The sequence below is a fragment of the Cognatundibacterium crateris genome (assembly GCF_010078235.1).
GTDB lineage: Bacteria > Pseudomonadota > Gammaproteobacteria > Burkholderiales > Burkholderiaceae_D > Undibacterium > Undibacterium crateris.
This window is the reverse complement of record NZ_JAABOS010000002.1, coordinates 611,095-628,440: the sequence shown is the minus strand read 5'-3', so window position 1 is coordinate 628,440 and position 17,346 is coordinate 611,095. Positions and strand designations below refer to the sequence as shown.

Sequence of the window (17,346 nt, the reverse complement as noted above, 5' to 3'; positions counted from 1 at the left end):
AGACTCTACATCTTTATCGTACTAATTTGGGGGGGGTAGGTCAAAGGGGGAAAGTCCCCCTAAATTTAACGATGGAACACTTCAACCTGATTGTGAACAATTATTTTGGCGTATTGAGGCTGCTACGTGGGAGGAGGCAATGGCAATTTATCATCTACGTCAAGGTTGGGAAGCATATAAACCTGATGGAAATGCTTCACCTTGAGGTTCCCTCGATATTTCGTCTGCCATCAGTGCCAAAGCGCATATTGGGTGAATTCAGCTAGCACTTTAATCAATCTGCTAGCACCATGAGTATGGCCGATGATCAACGGTTATAAAAAGGCCGCCTAGCCTTAAAAATAATGCCAACTTGTAAAGTTGGGCGTTGAAATGGGCAAAAGGAAATAGGCTGTCAGTAATTTTCTTGGGTTAAAAATAAGGTGAAGCAGCCTGAAAATTCGCAATCAAAATGATGTGCCTAAAGTGGAGCAAACTGGTGCTACGCCGCTTTAGAGCGCAGTATCCAGAGAGCGATGGGGGAAGTTGAAAGCAACGTTAGGTATCGTGCACTTCATGGGCGCGGGCATCGATTTCGAATGGAGCATTGTGGTACCCAACCGTAACAATTTGCTGAAGGTAAGTTGGGAGAAATGCTGCAATTGAACCAGCCTGCTCATACTGAAACGCATGGCGAAACTCATGGGACAGAAGCCATTTAGTGCGATGTCCATGACATATATAGATCCCGTAACCAAAAGTCATGCCGATCATATTTGGCCCGAGGAGTCCAGTTGCGAGGGCTGCATGCTGCAACACTGGGTCTTCCGGCAGAGGAAGCTGTGGGACTTCAGCGACGCGAATAAGTTCTGGGTGCATTACTCCTACACCTCGAGCTACGGAAAGCAGAGCGTCATTTAGGGGCTGGCCAATTTTTCCAATTGAAGAGCTTTGAGCCTCAGCCCAAGCAATGGCTTTTGGAATTAGTAACGGTAGAGCTGAACGAAGATCATATGTCATGGTTATGTCTAACTCGTAAGTTCAATGGCTATCGAAGGCGTCCCGCTGGAGTGAATTGTTAGGAGTGTTTTTTTTTTGCAAAAAAAGAAAGCTATTTATTTACTCTGTTTAGGCTTAGAAGGCTTGAGAGCGTGTGTATTGCCAGGAGTTTCTTTATTGTCTCGTCGACGTTGATCAGGCTTGCCTGTCGATTTGGCAATCGGTTTTGGTCCAGGCTTAATTGCCATAACACTCTCCTTAAATTTACGGTACATGGCATGGCATGGAAACGAAGTACCATGTTAGCTAACGTTTAGAATATACAGATGCAGGTTTATCTCGATTTGCGAAAAGTATATATTAAATGATAATAATCTATAAATCAATGCATTGGTTAAGTAGCGTAGCCTGCAACAAGGCAGGCTATCGTCATAGCTATCTTAACTGAGAATAAATTGTGACCAAGCCTCCATCATTGGTCGTCGTTGTTCCAGTAAATCCGTCCGGTGATAAGCTGCTTCCACCTTGTTTTGTACCGTATGTGCCAGTGAGCGTTCCGCCAGATCGCGTGGATATCCCTGTTCACTACACCAGTCCCTAAAGCTCGAGCGAAACCCGTGAGCGGTGGCAAAGCGGTCTGCAGTATCGCTTTTTGCCTCGACCCTGCGCAAGAAACTGGTCAGTGTCATGTCTGAGAGTTCCTTTTGATCGCGCGGTGAAGGAAACACCAGTTGCTCATGTCGACCATGTTGATTTCTAAGAATCGTCATTGCACGTTCTGACAAAGGAACACGATGCGGTAGCTGGGCTTTCATACGTTCTGACGGGATGCTCCATATTGCATTTGCCCAGTCGACTTCAGCCCAGGTCATGCCGCGTACTTCACCAGAGCGTGCTGCTGTCAGAATCAGAAATTCCAACATAGGGCGCGTGACATCATAACGTCCCTCTGTATGCAATTCAGCTTTCACAAAAGCAGGTATCTCTTTCCAAGGCATCGCTGGCTGATGCTGGGTACGAACGGCTTTTGAGGGCTGCTGTGGAAGTAAATGATCCACGACATCTACAGGATTAGAACTACAAAATCCATGTGCCCAACCCCAGGCCATCGTTGCGTGGAGTCTCTGTTTTAATCGACCGGCTGTTTCAGCTTTACTCAGCCATATTGGGCGTAGTGTATCTGCGATATGTCGTGGTTGAATCTGGTCAAGTGGAAATTTTCCCAGTTTGGGAATTGCGTATTGGGTTAGCGTGTTAATCCACTGTTGACCATGTTTCTTGTTTTTCCATCCGGGCAGTAACTCTGAATGGAGAGTAATCACAGCCTCGTGGAAGGTGGGAATCACTAATTTCTGAGCCTCTATAGCTTTTTCTTCGAGCGGGTCGATACCTTGGGCAAGCTTTTCTCTTAAGGCAGCGGCCGCTTTTCCGACTTGTGCGATTCCTACATCAGGATAGCTGCCCAATCCGGCATTTCGTCGTTTTCCTGTAATTGGGCTGACATAACGTAAGACCCATTTTCCGCAGCCTTTCGTTTTTGCAGGGATTAATGACAACCCTGTTATGCCGCCATGGGGAAGGGCGGGAGAGTCAGGCTTGATGTTTCGTGCTTTAGCATCGGTGAGTATCGCCATAATGAGTCTTTGTCCTCAATTAATAGTTACCAATCAGTATGCCATCTGGTATGCCATTTTGTGTTGGAATAGGGAAGATTGGGTTGGAATGCATTGGAAAGTAAAAATGTTTAAGTGTATGATTTTTATAGGTAAAATTGGAATTTATTGGAAAGTGTTGGACAGTTTTATAGCGGCCACCGTCTCCGCCAGTGATTCGTAAAAATGCCCGCTAATGCGGGCATTTTTATTTGCATTGCTGGTTCTCTTCTTTTTTCATCATCTTAAATTCCCCCTATCTTCATCTTGCTCTGGGTATTGAGTAATTCGCACAGAGTTAAGCCCGGCATTGCCAACTGCCGTTGAATTCATTGCGATTGCAAATCCTCAGGAATGTATTGTTGCGCTCAGCATGATGCGTGATGATGGTCTGAATCTCTGCTTATTTCTGGCTCAGTGCTGATGCGGTGCTTGCATCCTGATCTGGCCTGGGCCTCAGACTGCTTGCCGGATGTAAATGTAAAGTTTATTTCTTGAAGTGTTGCGTAAATATTTCATATATTTGTTTTTTTATTCTGTACTATTGAATTTCAAACCGGAATCACCTATTGTGCAATGCACCAATAATTACAAGGTACGCAATTGGAAAATCAACACGCAAAAAGCAGCATGGCAGGATTGACGCTGGCTGCAATCGGTATTGTTTATGGTGACATTGGCACCAGCCCGCTGTACACGATGAAAGAGATGTTCTCCAAAGAGCATGGAATTCCCCTCACTGAAGCGAATCTGTATGGTGTGGTCTCCCTGATTTTGTGGGGACTCATCATCATCGTTGCACTGAAATATGTGACTCTGATCTTGCGAGCGGATAACCGCGGCGAAGGCGGTATCATGGCCTTGACGGCGATGGCACTGGAGTCAGTTGGTAAGCAATCGAAATGGCATTTCACTCTCTTTGTGTTGGGCTTGTTCGGTGCAGCTTTGTTCTATGGAGATGGGGTGATTACCCCTGCAATTTCCGTGCTCTCTGCAATAGAGGGGCTGGAGGTGGCGACGCCCGCATTTCAGCCGTTTGTGGTGCCGATCACGCTGGTTGTGCTGATTTTGCTGTATGCGGTTCAGTACAAAGGAACTGCTGGGATAGGTAAATGGTTCGGACCTGTCATGGTCATCTGGTTTGCTGCATTGGCGGCGATGGGCGTGTACAACATCCTCAAGATGCCACAGATACTGGCTGCATTGAATCCTGTCTATGCGCTGCATTTCATGGGCAATTATCATCTGGCTTTCCCGGCGCTGGCTGCTGTTGTGTTGGCATTTACCGGTGCGGAGGCCTTGTATGCAGACATGGGACATTTCGGGCGTCAGCCGATACGCTTCGCCTGGTTTATTGCGGTATTTCCAGCGCTGGCTTTAAATTATCTGGGGCAGGGTGCTTTGTTGTTGTCCAATCCTGCAGCAGCTGAAAACCCGTTTTATCAACAATTGGGTTCCTGGAGTATCTACCCTCTGGTGGCTTTGTCAGCAGTTGCTACGGTGATTGCCTCTCAGGCGACGATTTCTGGTACTTTCTCCATGACTAAGCAGGCAATTTCTCTCGGAATTTTGCCACGCATGGAAATCATGCATACATCCGCAAGAGAAATCGGTCAGATTTATATTCCAGCCGTGAATTGGATGCAGTTAATTGTCGTGGTTGCTGCGGTGGTGGGTTTTGGATCTTCCTCAAATCTCGCATCGGCCTATGGTATTGCGGTAACTGGCACGATGTTGGTGACTTCGCTACTGACATTTTTTGTGATTCGCTACGGCTGGAAATACAATTTATTACTGTGCATCCTTGCCACTGGCTTTTTCCTGTTCATCGATTTGGCCTTGTTCTCGGCGAATGCACTTAAGTTCTTCCATGGTGGCTGGTTCCCGGTGGTGTTGGGTATCGTGATGTTCACGGTGATGGTGACTTGGAAGCGTGGCCGCGAGCTCGTGTTTGATAATCTGAAAAAGCACGCAATCCCGCTCGAAGAATTTTTGCAATCCTTATTCGTCTCTCCGCCAACGCGGGTGTATGGCACGGCTGTGTTCCTCCGTGGTGAGGCAGATGGTGTGCCACATGCCTTGTTGCACAATCTCTCGCACAACAAAATTCTGCATGAGCGCGTGGTGTTCCTGACCCTGTATAACCGTGAAATCCCTTGGGTGCCGTTTTCTGAGCGTGTGAAGGTTTCCAGTCTGGGCAATGCCTGCTATCAGGTCGATGTATTCTATGGCTTCAAAAATGAACCCGATATTCCTGCTGCGCTGGAATTGTGTGCTCAGCATGGTTTAACGTTCGAGCCTATGGAAACTTCGTACTTCATCTCCCGTCAGACGATTATTTCCAGTCCTGGTAGTGGCATGGCGGCATGGCGTGAGGGCTTGTTTGTGGCGATGTCACGCAATGCGCGTGATGCAGCGGATTACTATCAAATCCCAAGTAATCGCGTTATCGAAGTGGGCGCGCAGGTCGAAATCTAAATTAGTTGGCGCAAAGACTTACTTTCTGCAGGGGTCTTTGCTATAATCTCAGCTTGCGCGGCTGTAGCTCAGCTGGATAGAGTACTTGGCTACGAACCAAGGGGTCGTGGGTTCGATTCCTGCCAGCCGCACCAGATTCAAGGGACTAGATGCAAATCTAGTCCCTTTTTTCGTTGTGCCGCTCAAAGCGATGACGGCTTTATGCCTGAGTGATGTGCCGGATTTTGCGCAAGATTAGGAATCTGGGGCTAGTAATTTTGTATGGCATCGTGCTATACTCTTTGTCTTCGCGGCTGTAGCTCAGCTGGATAGAGTACTTGGCTACGAACCAAGGGGTCGTGGGTTCGATTCCTGCCAGCCGCACCAGATTCAAGGGACTAGATGCAAATCTAGTCCCTTTTTTCGTTTTTGGAGCGAATTAAGCGCCCATCCCTCAGGTGAAGGAATAGGCTGGAAATGCTTACTGCTGATCCAGTATCAATTGCCTGAGATCCCAGTTGTCTGGCGCGTTTTGATTCAGTGAGCTACGCTTGAACGATCTGACCTGGCCGGCTTGCAGTTCGCTGGCTATAGAATTCAGCAGACGGTGCAGTTGCGTGGTGTCTGGCAGCATAGTGCCCAGAAATTCCACATTGCTGTCTAGTTGTATCAGCAGGGTGGGGAAGTTTTCAATCTCGACCTCATCCACCAAGTGCGCTTCGTCTTCGATATCTATCCATGCAAAGCATTTATCGGGGTGTTTTTTTGCCAGTTCATCAAACTGCTCGCGATAGGCATTGCAGGTATCGCACCAGGCTGCGCACAAACAGGCAACCAGCCAGCGCGATTGTTGAAGTTGGGTTTGTAAATCCTTGAGTTCTTGCATGAGTATGGTTTCGCGGGATAAATCGAGGGCAGCGCAGGCTGGAAATTTCCACCTCCACCGCCCGGACACAGTAAAATAAGCGTATGACTACGATTTTAGCAATAGAAACCTCAACAGAGTTTGCGTCAGCCGCAATTATCAGCGCGCGTGGCCGCTTTATCCGTGAATTATCGGGCGTAGAAACGCATTCGAAAGGCATCATACCCGCTTTACAGAGTTTGCTGGCGGAAGCCGGTGTGCAACTCAGTGAATGCGATGCACTGGCTTTCGGTTGCGGGCCAGGTGCTTTCACCGGAATCCGTACCGCTTGCGGCATTATTCAGGGTATGGCCTATGCGGCCGATTTGCCTGTGTTGCCAGTGGTTAGTTTGCGTGCCATGGCACAGGCAGCGGCCAGCCACGCACCAGACAGCGAGCTGGTTTGCTTGCTGGATGCGCGTATGGGCGAGAACTACTGGGCGCAATATCGCAACGTAAATGGCGCGCTGAGTGAGACCGCTCAGCCTGAACTGTTGCGCCTGGAAGAGGGTGAATTGTTGCAGCGTTGCGCGTCTTTGAGGGCGGTAACGGTGGTAACTGGTAACGGTGTTTCAGTACCCGATGATTTCCCTTATCCGGTGTTGTCTGTGATGCCGCATGCGCGTGAAGTCGCAGAACTGGCATTGCAGGATTTTATGCAGGGACTGGCTCAGCCTGCCTCGCAGGCACAACCTTTGTATCTGCGCAATAAAATTGCGCTTACTACGGCTGAGCGCGCACTGAAAGGCCATGTCTGAGATGGCGCAACAATTTGCCGTTTCCAGACTGACTCTGGCCGATGTGGATGGTCTGCTGCCGATAGAGCAGCAGTTATACAGCCATCCCTGGACGCGTGGAAATTTCACCGATTCGTTTACCAGTGGATATGACGCATTTTGCCTGCGTGATCCGGATGCCGGTGTCATTGCGTATTGTGTGGTGATGGCTGTGGTCGATGAATTACATCTGTTGAATATAACGGTCGCAAGTTCTTTCCAAGGCCAGGGCCTGGCGCGTCAGTTGCTGGATCATGTTTTCAGTCATGCAGCGCAGTCTGGAATGGAATCCGTATTGCTGGAAGTCCGGGTCAGTAATCTGCGTGCCATTCAGGTTTATCAGCAGGCTGGCTTTGTCGAGATAGGGCGCAGAAAGGCTTATTATCCGGCGCAGTCCAACACCCGCGAAGATGCGATCGTTATGCGAAGGAGTCAGGGATGAGTGCGGCCAGCTCGCTGTTGCAGGTAAAGTTTTTGAATGAAATGGGCCTAGGTCCAGTTTGGTTCCCGCTCGATGTTAACGCTGCGGTGCAGGAGGGGCAAGCGTTGGCAGATCAAGCTCACTGTCAGGAGCCGATGCCGGATGCTTTACCAGCTTTGATCGCAACTTCTGCACCCCTCAACGCCAACGTGGAAGCTGATGCAGAATTTGTAGCAGGCCTGCCGCAATCTGCAACGCTTCCTGAGCTTGTAGTTGCTCCTGCACAGACAGTGTCGCCAATGCAGATGGGCTGGGCTGAACTGCAGCAGACTGTTGCAGCTTGTCGCGCTTGTGGCTTGTGTGAAGGTCGTCAGCAAACGGTGTTTGGTGTTGGTGACCAGCGTGCGCCCTGGTTATTTGTCGGTGAAGGTCCGGGTTACAACGAAAATATTCAGGGTCAACCCTTTGTCGGCGCTGCCGGCCAATTGCTGGACAATATGCTGAAAGCGTTAGGTGTACAGCGAGGACAACGTGCCTACATCGCAAACGTTGTCAAATGCAGACCGACCGATGATGCTGGCAAGGACAGACCGCCTAGTGCAGAAGAGATTGCAGCCTGTCTGCCTTATTTACAGCGCCAGATTGCGCTGATACAGCCTCAGGTCATTGTGGCGCTGGGAAAAACTGCTGCAGTCGCTCTGTTGGGGCTGGATATGAATACGCCGGTAGCACAGTTACGTGGCAGGCAGCATGTGTTTGAAGGAATACCGCTGATCGCAACCTATCATCCCGCCTATTTACTCAGAAAGCCGCTGGATAAAAGTAAGGCCTGGCAAGACTTATGCATGGCAATGCAAGTCATGCAGCAGAATTGAATGACCGCGCTCACTTTTCAGCAGACTTTTCACGCAGAATGGGGAGATGTGAGTGATCCGGATCTGCGTGCCTTGATCTGGTTGCTGACTTCCCCGCATTTGCTGAGCGTGGATGCATGCTGGCATGGCGCAGATGTGCGTGCGGTTTTTTTGTCGGAACGGGATGTGCGGGCTGACATACGGCACATTCTGAGCGCAGCTCAGGCTTTCAAGAGTTTGCTCGCCGGGCATAAGGCGACACGACGCTTGGGCTTGTATGCGGAAAATTTGCTACACGCCTATTTTCAATTGATGTATCCGGGCACTCAGCGTGGCCTGCAGATCCATGATGCGCAAGGCAGAACACTAGGGGAGTTTGATTTTCTGATTCCTGAGCAAGCGCGCTGGACGCACTGTGAGCTGGCCACCAAATTCTATTTATTTCATCCTGCTACAGCAGATAGCAGCGGGCAGAAGCCGGATGTTTATGATTATCTGGGGCCCAATCTGGCAGATAGTCTGGGTGCCAAAATGCATAAGATTATTCACAGTCAGATGCGACTCGGGCAGCAGCCTCAGGCCTTGGAGAGGCTGGGGCGGGTGCCTGATCAGGTCAGCGCTCTGATTAAAGGCTGGTTGTTTTATCGCGAGGCAGATAATCAGCATTTGCCGCAAGTCAGGGGTGTGGCAGCAGATCATTGCAAAGGGAAAATCTGGACCTTAGAGGAATTGCGCCAGCAAGCGGATTGGGAAGGCTGTCTGCTCGATCGCCTGGAATGGCTGGCGCCTGCCGGAGTCGATGCTGCGCGATCTGTCCGTGCTGTGGATTTGATAGGGGTGCTTAGCGCGCAATTTGCAGTTTCCGATGCGCCTTTAATGCTGGCCAAACTCAGGCGCGATGCGACTGGTTATGCATGGGAATACGAGCGTGGTTTTGTGATCCCGGATAGCTGGGGGGAGCGTGCCACAGCTGCGTATGCTCATCGTTCTGACCGGGATAGTCGTCCTTGAGTCTGACGCTCACATCACTTCAAACAGGCTGATAAGTTTGTCTGAATTGATGTGAGGCCCTAGTGCTTGTGTTCGCCTATCAGCGCCAGTGAGTCAAATTCTTTTTGATTCGCTGCATGTCTTTTCATGACCAGCAACATGGTGCCAGCCACAAATAAACCGAATAGTACGATGACTGTTTTTACGTGCAGATCCAGTGACACCATCAAAGCATATAAGCCCAGCATGACCAGTACCGACAGATTTTCATTGAAATTCTGGACGGCGATCGAGTGACCTGCACTCATCAGCACATGACCGCGATGCTGCAACAAGGCATTCATCGGTACCACAAAAAAACCGGCCAGCGCACCAACCAGTATCAATAGTGGGTAAGCAATGATGATGTTGTGAACGAAGATCATGGTGGTGACGACCAGGCCCATCGCTACACCCAGTGGCATCACATTCAGGGACTTTTTCAGCGGAACGAAGCGCGCCGCTGCCACTGCGCCGATTGCAATTCCAATCGCAACTACACCTTGCAGCACAGCCGCTTTGTTCAATGGTAAGCCCAGCGATTCTCCTGCCCACTTCAGCACGATAAATTGTAGCGTTGCACCAGCGCCCCAGAACAGTGTCGTAACGGCCAGCGATATCTGACCTAACTTATCGCGCCACAAGGTGCTGAAGCAATGCCCAAAGTCTGCGATCAACTTGATCGGATTCGGTTTCTGATGCTCGTAGCGTGCACCTGTGTCAGGTATGCGCAAATTGAACAGGGCGGCAAGTACATACAGTGCGGTGATTACACAGAGTGCGGCTTCAGTGGGTGTGTTGATGGAGAAGTCGATGAGTGGGAAGTCAAAATTCAGTAGTGCTGCAGACACCCTTGGGTCGATCAGTGAGCCACCCAGTACGGTACCTAAGATGATGGAGGTGACAGTTAAGCCCTCGATCCAGCCATTGGCTGCCACCAGTTTTTCAGCCGGCAGTAATTCAGTCAGGATGCCGTATTTCGCCGGTGAATACGCCGCAGCGCCAAATCCAACCAGTGCGTAGGCAATCAGCGGATGAACATGAAAAAACATCAGTGCACAGCCACCGACCTTAATCAGATTGGTGATGAACATCACCTTACCCTTAGGCAGGGCATCTGCGAAAGCCCCGACATAAGCGGCCAGCAGCACGTAGGACAAAGCGAAAAACAATTTGAGCAAGGGGGTCATCCAGCCCGGGGCTTGCATGGAAATTAGTAACGCCATAGCGGCGATCAGCAGCGCATTGTCGGCTAGCGAAGAAAAAAACTGCGCCGCCATAATCGTATAGAAACCGCGTTTCATGCTTATTATGTGCCTGTTACAAAGTGTTATCGGTCTGCTTTATACCATGAAAATCTGCAGGATCGGCTGAAATAGCGCAGGCTAATTATTCAATACTGGTTAAAATATCAGTGTTTATTCGGGAATCCTGAAAGTTACGGCAAAAGATATGGCAAAAGCGAAGACCAATTACACCTGCACAGAATGCGGCGGAATTGTCAATAAATGGGCTGGACAGTGTCCTTCCTGCGGTCAGTGGAATACGCTGGTGGAAACCCTCGTTGAAAGCGCGGGCAACCGTTACTCGGCCAAACCACAAAGCCTGGCGCAGACTGCGCCTGTCCTCAATTTGTCGGACATTGAGGCTGCCGATGTGCCGCGTTTCAGCACCAGTATTGAAGAGTTTGACCGCGTCCTGGGCGGTGGTCTGGTGCCCGGTGGTGTGGTATTGATTGGCGGTGATCCGGGCATCGGTAAATCCACGCTGTTATTGCAAGCTCTGGCCAACCTGGCGCGCTCCAAAAAAGTCTTGTATGTGAGTGGTGAAGAATCCGGCGCTCAGATTGCCTTGCGTGCGCACAGGCTGGGCATAGAAACGACCGGGCTGGCCTTGCAGGCAGAAATTCAGCTCGAAAAAATCCTCAATACATTATCAGATCATCAGCCTCAGGTGGTGGTGATTGATTCGATACAGACGCTGTATTCAGATGCGCTGAGTTCTGCGCCGGGTTCGGTAGCTCAGGTGCGTGAATGTGCGGCACAACTCACGCGTGTCGCAAAAACCATGAATGTCACCATGATCTTAGTTGGACATGTGACCAAAGAGGGCGCCTTGGCCGGGCCGCGTGTGCTGGAACATATCGTTGATACGGTCTTGTATTTTGAAGGCGATACCCACTCCAGTTTCCGTCTGGTGCGTGCGATCAAAAACCGTTTTGGTGCGGTCAATGAGCTGGGCGTGTTTGCCATGAGTGAACGTGGTTTGCGCGGTGTATCCAACCCCTCAGCCTTGTTCCTGTCTCAGCATGACACTCAGGTCGCCGGTTCCTGTGTGATGGTGACACAGGAGGGAACACGGCCCTTACTGGTGGAAATTCAGGCGCTGGTTGACAGCTCACATGCGCCTAATGCACGCCGCCTGTCGGTTGGGCTGGAGCAGAATCGTCTGGCGATGTTGCTGGCTGTATTGCACCGGCATGCCGGGGTGGCGGCCTTTGATCAGGATGTGTTTATCAATGCAGTAGGCGGTGTCAAAATTGCTGAGCCGGCGGCCGATCTGGCCGTGCTGCTGGCGATCAACTCATCGATGCGTAATAAGCCCTTGCCGCGCCATCTGGTGGTGTTCGGTGAGGTTGGGCTGGCCGGTGAAATCCGTCCTGCGCCACGCGGTCAGGAGCGTTTGCGCGAAGCCGCGAAACTGGGCTTTACCGTGGCGATGATTCCAAAAGCAAACGCGCCTAAACAAGGCATTGAAGGCTTAAGGATTATCAGCGTTGACCGGATTGACGAAGCGATGAGTAAGATCCGTGATCTGGATGATCTGTGAACTGATTAATTCGTGATGCAGCCTTGCTCATCGGTGCGCATCGGCAATCAGCAAGCGTGCTGCTGTAATGCCGCTGCGCACAGCACCTTCTAAAGTCGCCGGATAGTCACCGGCGGTGTAATCGCCTGCCAGATAAATGCCGGGCACAGTGCTGCGGTTGTCCGGTCTGCTTAAGTCGGGGCGACACAGATAGGTTGCGCGTTTTTCTGTGATGATTTGGGACCAGGTCGGGTGGAGTAGGTCAGGGTCTTGCAGGGATTCCGCCAGTTGGTGAGCGACCTGGATTGCCAGTTCTTCATGCGTCAGTTCCAGTGTCTTGGTCGGTGCGCTGATGACGACCGCCAGCAAGCCTGCCTGCGCAGCATGTAACTGGCCGCGATCAAATACAAACTGACCCCAGTGCGCGCGTTCTGGCAGCTCGCGCAAGGCGAACATGGGACGCGCCAGGCGCATTTCCGATCCATATTGCAGATAGACGGTAGTGATGGCTGCATAGTCGTAATCGGGTATGGCCTTGGACTCTGACCCGGTGAGCGGATTCAGCAGGCGCGCTGCATTCTTGCTGTCAGTCGCAATCACCACCCGGTCTGCCATGTAAGTGCTGCCATCGCTGGTATGCAGCGACCACCTGGCGTCGGCGTTAGCCTGAATTTGCCTCACTGCGCAAGACAGCTGGATGTCTGCCCCTTTGTTTTTCAAATAGTTCATCGCAGCCTGAGGTAGTAAGCTACTCAGATCAAGCACAGGCAACAGCATGTCGGAAGCGCTGCGGCTGGCTCCCAGACTATCTCTGAGCACATTCAAAAACACCTGCGCCGATGCCTGTGGTGCCGGTGTGTTCAGAGCTGCGACACACAAGGGATTCCACATCAATTCTGTTAAACGTGGAGTCTGTTCGAAGCGAATCAGCAATTCCTCTACGCTGCAATCCTGGTGTAGCTGCCAGCCCATCCAGCGTGCTGTCGTCGAAAAGCGCGCCAGTGCCAGTTTGTCTTCAAGTCTGAGGCCACGTGCGCGCCATAAGGCCATCAGTAAATGTAAGGGTGCAGGCCAGTCAGATGCCAGAAAATGCATGCCATCAGTAGCGGGCGGGTAAATCATTTGCAGCGGCAGTCGTTTGAATAACTGCTCAGGTTTCAGCCCCAGTTCACGCATTAAAGCCAGGCTGTCACGATAAGCGCCTAACAGGATGTGCTGGCCGTTGTCCAGTGCATAGCCCTGAAGGTCAACCCGTCGCGCACGTCCGCCGGCGTGGGCGCTGGCTTCTAGCAGGCGCACTGTATGTCCGGCCTGCGCCAGTTTGACCGCTGCACTGCAACCAGCCCAGCCTGCGCCTATCACTGCGATATGGAGTGCGGAATTAGCCACGGATATAGGTTTTCCAGGCCAGCCAGAGCTTACGGATCGGTGTCAGTGAGATGCGTTGTGTGAGCACGTGAAAGCCATCACGCTGAATTTCGACCAGCAAGGCGCGGTAAATCGCCGCCATGATCAGGCCAGTACGTTGCGCCTTGCGGTCTTGGGCTGGTAACAGGGCGAACGCCTCGTCATACAGCTTTTGCGCGCGCTCATACTGAAACTGCATCAGCGCTTCGAATTGCGCACTATGTCTGGCATTCAGTATGTCTGCGGCGGTGACTTTAAATTCCTGTAATTCATTGACTGGAAGATAGATGCGGCCTTTGCGTGCATCTTCACCGACATCGCGAATGATATTGGTCATCTGGAATGCGAGCCCCAGTTTTTCAGCAAATTCTTTCGTCTGCGGATGCGTAATGCCGAAGATACTGGCTGACAGTACGCCGACAACACCTGCCACATGCCAGCAATAGGTTTGTAAGCCTGCAAAATCCAGATAACGGGTCTGATTCAGATCCATTTCCATGCCATCAATGATGGCGAACAGGTGTTTGCTATCCAGCTGAAAGGTCGTCATGTGTGGCAACAGCGCCTTGGTCACAGGATGTGTAGGCTGCTGATCCAGCATGGCTTGCAATTCTTTGCGCCACCAGCCCAGTTTGGATCTGGCGACCATGTCGTCTGTGCTTTCGTCGACCACATCATCGACCTCGCGGCAGAATGCATACAAGGCGGTGATCGCATGCCGGCGTTCTGTCGGTAAGAACAGGAAGCTGTAATAAAAACTGGAGCCACTTTGCGCCGCTTTTTGCTGGCAATATTCGTCAGGAGACATGCTGTATCGGATAAGTAGTCGGCACAATGCCGGATAAAGGCGCTATCCTAACAAACTGCAAACAGAACAACAAACAGAACAGCAGCTCGAACCACTGTCAGTGAAAGATTAGATGGTACTTTTGGTAGCACAGACGTCTAATTCGTAGAATTATTCGACCAAATTCATATAGAACGTATAATATCGGGCTATAAAAGTCATATGCCTCTCATCTTGTCAGGCGTGTTTTCACCAATTTTACTCATCCGGATGAAGATCTTGAAAAAAACAAAATTTTTTGGAATGGCGTGTGGCCTCTGTGTCGTATTAGCAGGTTGTGGTGGCTACGTGTATACCTCGATTGGCGGTACTGTGACTGGTTTGGGGAAAGATGGCACGAATAGCCTGACTTTGCAGAATGAGCGCGGTTTTTTTAAGACTATGACTGCAGATGGCACGTTTGCATTTGATGTCGCCAGCAATGCCAGCTACGCGATTACAGCGGCTGCACAGCCTAAGCTGGTTAACTGCAATATCGCTGGTGGCACAGGAAAAATGACGGGTGAAGGGGTTAATAATTCAGTGGCCGTGACTTGTGTACCTAATGTGCAATTAAAAGGTACGCTCAGTGGCTTGCCGGATGCGGGCAATATTACGCTAAACACCAACACGACTGACACCGTTAAAAATACTTTGCAGGATTACGTAGAAACAGTTTCCACCAACGGTGCTTTCCAGCTGACAGGCAAATATGTCGCGCATGGTAAGCCATATGTAGTGAGTGTTTCTCTGCCGCCTGCAGGTCGTTTTTGCTCAGTGACGAACGGGTCGGGTACGGCCGATAATGCCAAGCCAGATGCTGCCGCCAATCTTGGGGTCAGCTGTGTGCCAGCCGTACCGGTCGGATTTACCGTCAATGGTTTGAATGCAGGTTCTTCGCTGACGTTGTCAAATACCTTTGGAAGCAAGGTAGATCAGCGCCTGGTGAGTGCAATCGGTATTTATTTCTTCAACTGGAGCCTGCTTGACGGTACGGCTTATTCGGTGAAGGTGGATACCCAGCCTGCGGGACAGACCTGCACGGTGCAAAATCCAAGCGGGACGGTTAGCATGAGTAATCCGGCGGCATCCACGAAAATTATTGTAAATTGCGTGTGATACATTTGGTTTTTAGCCTGTTTTTCAAAAAACAGGTAGTTTTAAACAAAAAAGCAGCTGCGTAGGTAGCTGCTTTTTTGCTTCTGATGTTGCATCAAAGTTCTTCGAGCGCCCCGGATTGATTGAAGAAAAAAATACCTTCATGTTTGAAACCCCAATGCCCGCCTTTCAGGCGCACGAAGGGTTCAAAACTAAAAAAATCAACCGATGAGAGTGATGCCTGATTATTCGCCTCAATAAACTGCCGATGTTCTCTTGAAGTTGCGATACTGTGACCGACATTATTGCGATAATCCAAATTCACAAAACCACTTTGTCTGATGCGCAAATTGGCCCAGTCAAACAACTGGCCGAAAGTATAGTCAGGTCTCGCAATGCGCAGCAAGTGAGCCTGCATGGCTTGTACAAAACGCAGTCCATTCTGAAACTCCAGCGACTGGGGTTGCGAAATGACCCGGCCGTTTTCCACGGGAAACGAGCGTGCAAAGTCGCCCCAGCATTCTTCATCAAGCGGACTCAGATCGACGGTGATCAGATTGGTTTGGCCAACCAGCTCAGCCTGCGGCTGGTAAGTTTTTCCTGAGACCGACATACAGCTGCGCGAGCCCAGTAGCACCAACGCATGGCAATCATAGTACCAAGTGTCGGTATAGCCCTGTTGCTGCAATAAGCTTTTCGCTTTTTCAGCAATCGTTTGCTCATTGTCGCTGGCGTCTATCATCAGAGGCAGTGCCGCCAGTACGGACTTGGCCGCGTTTTGCACGGCCCTTTGTCTGGCGATTTTTTGTTCACTTGGCATGGCGCTGAGGGGAACTGGCTTATTTTGCAGGCTTGTCATTGCTGTTTGTGACAGCTTTTACGCCAGCAGCGGTCACATCGACAGCAGTGCCTACGACGGCACTGCCTACTTTGACGGTTGTGGAGACAGCAGCATCAGCAATCGCAATGACGGTACATCCATTCAGCATGATGAGGCCGCAGGCAAGCAGGGCCAGGCGTTGGAAAATGGATTTCATTGGATTTCTTTCTTAGCGTTAAACTCAGTTGGGAAGATAGTGTGCACTGAATGATGATGAACGGCAAGATTTGCCTGCGATGTTAGCGTCTTGAGGTAAGGGCTAAGCGCTCGTTTGTGCTACATACGCATTGCGCGCCAGGCCAATACAGGAAAGTCTGATTTTTTGATAACAGGGCGATGCCGGTAAATATCGTAGTTAGCCTGTTCTATGCGCTCAAGTATCAACAATCCACCCTGTACAACGAAGCGTAACTCCCAGCCTATCCGGCCGCCGAGTGCTTTGCACAGCGGGCTGCCTGATAGCAGCATAGTTCTGGCACGCCCTGTCTGGAACTGCATCAATGCTTGCCAGGATTTATTGACGATCTTGCTTTGTATGTCTGTTTCTGAAACCTGAAACTCGCGCATATCGTCCAGCGGCAGATAGATACGCTCTTTGTTCCAGTCGATCCCAATATCCTGCCAAAAATTGATTAATTGCAAAGCGCTGCATATGGAATCGGATTGTTGCAGGCTGAGCGGATTCACCTGCTGATACAGGTGCAGCATGAGTCTGCCGACTGGATTGGCAGAGCGTGCGCAATAATCGCTTAACTCAGAGAAACTATGGTAACGTTTCTTGACCACATCCTGGCTGAATGCAGAGAGTAAGTCGCGCAATGCTTGTGCTGGCAACACATGTTTCAGCATGTGTGGCACTAATGCACTCACCAGTGGTTGCTTGCACGGCACGCCAGATTGCATGCGAATCACGTCCTCATCCAGTTGCTGGAGTTGTTGCAAGCGCCATTCAGAGGAATAGTCTCCTTCGTCGGCAATGTCATCTGCATATCGTGCAAATGCATAAATGGCATGAACGGCTGGCCTCAAGTGGCCCGGAAGTAGCAGTGATGCAACAGGGAAATTTTCGTAATGATCAACAGACATGGTGCGCAATAATATTAATGACCGAAAAGTCATTGGCAAAGAATGGATGGATACATATAATAACTAACCTTTGAGTCAGTAATTAAGTTACCTTGTTATTTTGATATAGCTACCTCGTTCAGCCTGCATAGTAAAGGAAAACTCCAGTGTTAACACCAGAAAAGCCAAAT

Annotated in this window: 16 protein-coding genes and 2 tRNA genes; 9 read left to right on the top strand and 9 right to left on the bottom strand. The window is 50.5% G+C overall.

From position 1 onward, the window contains the following. Positions 1 to 537 precede the first annotated feature (537 nt). Positions 538 to 999 (bottom strand): hypothetical protein, encoded by a 462-nt coding sequence (locus EYB48_RS06170; protein WP_162019409.1) that lies wholly within the window; start codon positions 997 to 999, stop codon positions 538 to 540. 419 nt (positions 1,000 to 1,418) lie between these two features. Next, positions 1,419 to 2,612 carry a tyrosine-type recombinase/integrase gene (locus EYB48_RS06165; protein WP_162019408.1) on the bottom strand — a complete coding sequence of 398 codons (1,194 nt, stop codon included), beginning with the start codon at positions 2,610 to 2,612 and terminating at the stop codon, positions 1,419 to 1,421. A 621-nt stretch (positions 2,613 to 3,233) separates the two neighbouring features. Here EYB48_RS06165 and EYB48_RS06160 point away from each other — a divergent pair. The 3 genes from EYB48_RS06160 (at position 3,234) to EYB48_RS06150 (ending at position 5,474) form a co-directional block, all read left to right on the top strand. Further along, positions 3,234 to 5,108: a potassium transporter Kup gene (locus tag EYB48_RS06160; RefSeq protein ID WP_162019407.1), complete on the top strand. Its 1,875-nt coding sequence runs from the start codon at positions 3,234 to 3,236 to the stop codon at positions 5,106 to 5,108. 57 nt (positions 5,109 to 5,165) lie between these two features. After that, a tRNA-Arg gene (locus tag EYB48_RS06155) sits at positions 5,166 to 5,242 on the top strand. A 155-nt stretch (positions 5,243 to 5,397) separates the two neighbouring features. Next, positions 5,398 to 5,474: transfer RNA gene (locus EYB48_RS06150), tRNA-Arg, on the top strand. A 94-nt stretch (positions 5,475 to 5,568) separates the two neighbouring features. Here the strand turns inward: EYB48_RS06150 and EYB48_RS06145 are convergent. Then, entirely contained in the window at positions 5,569 to 5,973 is a 405-nt protein-coding gene (locus EYB48_RS06145; protein WP_162019406.1) for a thioredoxin family protein, read from the bottom strand. Positions 5,974 to 6,056: 83 nt separating this feature from the next. Here EYB48_RS06145 and tsaB point away from each other — a divergent pair, with 83 nt between their 5' ends. Genes tsaB through EYB48_RS06125 form a run of 4 tightly spaced genes read left to right on the top strand, consistent with a single transcriptional unit; the run spans position 6,057 to position 9,053 of the window. Continuing rightward, on the top strand, positions 6,057 to 6,749 hold the full coding sequence (tsaB, locus tag EYB48_RS06140; RefSeq protein WP_162019405.1) for a tRNA (adenosine(37)-N6)-threonylcarbamoyltransferase complex dimerization subunit type 1 TsaB: 693 nt from the start codon (positions 6,057 to 6,059) through the stop codon (positions 6,747 to 6,749). Beyond that, positions 6,742 to 7,209, top strand: coding sequence for a ribosomal protein S18-alanine N-acetyltransferase (rimI, locus tag EYB48_RS06135; RefSeq protein WP_162019404.1), 468 nt, complete (start codon positions 6,742 to 6,744; stop codon positions 7,207 to 7,209). Before tsaB ends, rimI begins: the two co-directional genes overlap by 8 nt. Next, positions 7,206 to 8,063: a uracil-DNA glycosylase gene (locus EYB48_RS06130; RefSeq protein WP_162019403.1), complete on the top strand. Its 858-nt coding sequence runs from the start codon at positions 7,206 to 7,208 to the stop codon at positions 8,061 to 8,063. The genes rimI and EYB48_RS06130 overlap by 4 nt, the downstream gene beginning before the upstream one ends. Next, entirely contained in the window at positions 8,064 to 9,053 is a 990-nt protein-coding gene (locus EYB48_RS06125; RefSeq protein ID WP_162019402.1) for a DUF1853 family protein, read from the top strand. It begins immediately after the preceding gene. Positions 9,054 to 9,112: 59 nt separating this feature from the next. On the opposite strand, the gene lplT is transcribed toward EYB48_RS06125, so the two are convergent. Next, positions 9,113 to 10,375, bottom strand: coding sequence for a lysophospholipid transporter LplT (lplT, locus tag EYB48_RS06120; RefSeq protein ID WP_162019401.1), 1,263 nt, complete (start codon positions 10,373 to 10,375; stop codon positions 9,113 to 9,115). 148 nt (positions 10,376 to 10,523) lie between these two features. On the opposite strand from lplT, the gene radA reads away from it, so the two are divergent. Beyond that, positions 10,524 to 11,900: a DNA repair protein RadA gene (radA, locus tag EYB48_RS06115; RefSeq protein ID WP_162019400.1), complete on the top strand. Its 1,377-nt coding sequence runs from the start codon at positions 10,524 to 10,526 to the stop codon at positions 11,898 to 11,900. 27 nt (positions 11,901 to 11,927) lie between these two features. On the opposite strand, the gene hpnE is transcribed toward radA, so the two are convergent. Further along, a complete protein-coding gene (hpnE, locus tag EYB48_RS06110) occupies positions 11,928 to 13,268 on the bottom strand; it encodes a hydroxysqualene dehydroxylase HpnE (protein ID WP_162019399.1) in 1,341 nt (446 codons plus the stop codon). Then, positions 13,261 to 14,094 carry a presqualene diphosphate synthase HpnD gene (gene hpnD / locus EYB48_RS06105; protein WP_162019398.1) on the bottom strand — a complete coding sequence of 278 codons (834 nt, stop codon included), beginning with the start codon at positions 14,092 to 14,094 and terminating at the stop codon, positions 13,261 to 13,263. Before hpnD ends, hpnE begins: the two co-directional genes overlap by 8 nt. 258 nt (positions 14,095 to 14,352) lie before the next feature. Between hpnD and EYB48_RS06100 the strand changes: the two genes are divergently transcribed. Further along, complete coding sequence (locus tag EYB48_RS06100; RefSeq protein ID WP_162019397.1) at positions 14,353 to 15,231, top strand: hypothetical protein; 879 nt, start codon at positions 14,353 to 14,355, stop codon at positions 15,229 to 15,231. A gap of 94 nt (positions 15,232 to 15,325) precedes the next feature. On the opposite strand, the gene EYB48_RS06095 is transcribed toward EYB48_RS06100, so the two are convergent. The 3 genes from EYB48_RS06095 to hpnC all read right to left on the bottom strand — a co-directional run bounded on the left by EYB48_RS06095 (position 15,326) and on the right by hpnC (position 17,176). Then, positions 15,326 to 16,069 (bottom strand): M24 family metallopeptidase, encoded by a 744-nt coding sequence (locus EYB48_RS06095; RefSeq protein WP_162019396.1) that lies wholly within the window; start codon positions 16,067 to 16,069, stop codon positions 15,326 to 15,328. Further along, positions 16,050 to 16,247, bottom strand: coding sequence for a hypothetical protein (locus EYB48_RS06090; RefSeq protein WP_162019395.1), 198 nt, complete (start codon positions 16,245 to 16,247; stop codon positions 16,050 to 16,052). The genes EYB48_RS06095 and EYB48_RS06090 overlap by 20 nt, the downstream gene beginning before the upstream one ends. A gap of 119 nt (positions 16,248 to 16,366) precedes the next feature. After that, complete coding sequence (gene hpnC / locus EYB48_RS06085; RefSeq protein ID WP_162019394.1) at positions 16,367 to 17,176, bottom strand: squalene synthase HpnC; 810 nt, start codon at positions 17,174 to 17,176, stop codon at positions 16,367 to 16,369. Positions 17,177 to 17,346: the final 170 nt, after the last annotated feature.

Coding starts and splice junctions, on each gene's coding strand:
- hpnC (WP_162019394.1), bottom strand. CDS start 17,176: ATGTCTGTTGATCATTACGAAAATTTCCCTGTTGCATCACTGCTACTT.
- EYB48_RS06170 (WP_162019409.1), bottom strand. CDS start 999: ATGACATATGATCTTCGTTCAGCTCTACCGTTACTAATTCCAAAAGCC.
- radA (WP_162019400.1), top strand. CDS start 10,524: ATGGCAAAAGCGAAGACCAATTACACCTGCACAGAATGCGGCGGAATT.
- EYB48_RS06090 (WP_162019395.1), bottom strand. CDS start 16,247: ATGAAATCCATTTTCCAACGCCTGGCCCTGCTTGCCTGCGGCCTCATC.
- tsaB (WP_162019405.1), top strand. CDS start 6,057: ATGACTACGATTTTAGCAATAGAAACCTCAACAGAGTTTGCGTCAGCC.
- EYB48_RS06130 (WP_162019403.1), top strand. CDS start 7,206: ATGAGTGCGGCCAGCTCGCTGTTGCAGGTAAAGTTTTTGAATGAAATG.
- rimI (WP_162019404.1), top strand. CDS start 6,742: ATGTCTGAGATGGCGCAACAATTTGCCGTTTCCAGACTGACTCTGGCC.
- EYB48_RS06095 (WP_162019396.1), bottom strand. CDS start 16,069: ATGACAAGCCTGCAAAATAAGCCAGTTCCCCTCAGCGCCATGCCAAGT.
- EYB48_RS06125 (WP_162019402.1), top strand. CDS start 8,064: ATGACCGCGCTCACTTTTCAGCAGACTTTTCACGCAGAATGGGGAGAT.
- EYB48_RS06145 (WP_162019406.1), bottom strand. CDS start 5,973: ATGCAAGAACTCAAGGATTTACAAACCCAACTTCAACAATCGCGCTGG.
- EYB48_RS06165 (WP_162019408.1), bottom strand. CDS start 2,612: ATGGCGATACTCACCGATGCTAAAGCACGAAACATCAAGCCTGACTCT.
- hpnD (WP_162019398.1), bottom strand. CDS start 14,094: ATGTCTCCTGACGAATATTGCCAGCAAAAAGCGGCGCAAAGTGGCTCC.
- lplT (WP_162019401.1), bottom strand. CDS start 10,375: ATGAAACGCGGTTTCTATACGATTATGGCGGCGCAGTTTTTTTCTTCG.